The following is a 2,046-nucleotide window of genomic DNA, read 5'->3' as shown; positions in this document are numbered from 1 at the left end:
ATACATTAAGTACTGGTGTTGTTGGAAGTGGATTAACTGTAATTGTTATCGAAGCAACTTCACTTAAACAACCACCATTCGTAATTACTGACAAGTTATAGGTTCCTGCAGTAACATTAGATCCAGTAATTGCTTGTGGATATTGACTACTTGATGTAAATCCGTTTGGTCCTGTCCACATATAGTTATTTGCTATAGTTGATGTTCCTAAGTTGAACACACCTCCTACACATAAATCCACATCTGTTGATGAGATACTTGGTGCTGGAGCAGTATTCGAAATAGTAACAACCGTTGTTGCCGTATCAACACATCCATTCACATTTAATATGTAGTGGTAAGTGTAAGTTCCTGCACTCAAGTTAGTAATCGTATGAACATTACTTGTTGCAAGCAATGTTGAATAATTACTATCGAACCATTCGTATGTTGCATTTGATGCAGTGTTCCCGCTTAAGACAACATCTCCACCATTACAAATTGGTCCGTTGTTAGAAGCAATTGCGTTTGGATTAGCATAAATATTAATCACCTGATTGTTTGAGTTATTACTTAAACAACCATTTGCATTCTCAACAACTAAACTCCAGTTACTAGATGCATAGTTTACACCATTCGTAATTGTTAAGCTTGGACTTTGAGTTACAATAGTATCTCCATTAGATGCAATCCATAAATACTCAGTTGCAACTGCATTAGTTGATAATACCATTGCATCACCCTGACAAACATCATTACTCAATACATTAAGTACAGGAGTTGTTGGTAATGGATTAACTGTAATGTTTATTGAAGCTTCTTCAGAAGCACAACCATTCATCATTACTGATAAGTTATATGTTCCTGAATTGGCGCTTGATGCAGTTAATACTTGTGGGAATTGACTAGTAGAAGTAAATCCATTTGGTCCTGTCCACATGTAGCTATTTGCAACAGTTGATGTCCCTAAACTAAAGGCACCTCCTTCACATAATTCTAACTCACTAGCTGAAATATTTGGAGCCGGAAGAGTTGTAGAAATTGTCACTACCGTTGTTGCTGTGTCAACACATCCATTCACATTTAAAATGTAGTTGTAAGTGTAAGTTCCAGCACTTAAGTTATTAATCGTATGAATTGGGTCAGTTGATAATAACGTTGTGTAATTCTCGTCAAACCACTCATATGTTCCACTTGCAGCGGTATTTCCAGTTAAAGTAACATCTCCTCCATTACAAATTGGTCCGTCATTCGAAGCAATTGCATTTGGATTAGCATAAATATTAATCATTTGATTATTCGAGTTATTACTCAAACATCCATTTGAATTTCCTACAACTAATGTCCAGTTTCCTGACGCGTAGTTTGTTCCACTATTCACAGTTAAACTTGGAGTTTGTGTTGTGATAGTATCTCCACTTGATGCAATCCATAAATAATCATTGGCAACTGCATTTGTTGACAATTCAATAAGATCACCTTGACAAATATCGTTGCTTAATGCATTAAGAACAGGTGTTGTCGGAGTAGGATTAACTGTGATTACGATAGAAGCCACATTAGAAACACATCCATTCACCGTTACTGATAAATTATATGTTCCTGCTGTTGCGCTTGAAGCAGCTAAAACTTGTGGATATTGGCTACTAGATGTAAATCCGTTTGGTCCTGTCCATGAGTAACTATCTGCAATCGATGAAGTTCCTAAAGTAAACGTTCCTCCTTCACACAATTCAGTTTCACTTGATGTGATAACTGGTGCTTGAGGTGTAGTTNACATTTAAAATGTAGTTGTAAGTGTAAGTACCTGCTGTCAGGTTGTTTATTGTATGAATTGGGTCAGTTGATAATAACGTTGAGTAATTAGCATCAAACCATTCGTATGTTCCGTTTGCTGAAGTGTTACCAGTTAGAGTAACTGTTCCACCATTACAAATTGGTCCGTCATTCGAAGCAATTGCATTTGGATTAGCGTAAAGATTAATTGCTTGGCTATTAGAGTTTGCACTTAAACATCCGTTTGCATTTCCTACAACTAATGTCCAGTTACCTGATGCGTAGTTTGTT

At 36.4% G+C, this 2,046-nt stretch carries 2 protein-coding genes; both read right to left on the bottom strand.

What is annotated here, in order from left to right:
• Nucleotides 1-1,270 (bottom strand): Ig-like domain-containing protein (locus tag C6368_RS16910; protein WP_449374866.1); only part of this gene is annotated, 1,270 nt, incomplete at its 3' end.
• 448 nt (nucleotides 1,271-1,718) lie between these two features.
• The gene (locus C6368_RS17700; RefSeq protein WP_449374865.1) at nucleotides 1,719-1,916 is read right to left on the bottom strand and encodes a hypothetical protein; all 198 of its coding nucleotides are present in this window, start codon (nucleotides 1,914-1,916) and stop codon (nucleotides 1,719-1,721) included.
• Nucleotides 1,917-2,046 lie beyond the last annotated feature (130 nt).

Source organism: Brumimicrobium mesophilum (assembly GCF_003025005.1).
GTDB classification, from domain to species: Bacteria; Bacteroidota; Bacteroidia; order Flavobacteriales_D; family Crocinitomicaceae; genus Brumimicrobium; species Brumimicrobium mesophilum.
The sequence above is the reverse complement of the archived record's forward strand: the minus strand, read 5'-3'. Positions and strand labels throughout refer to the sequence as shown.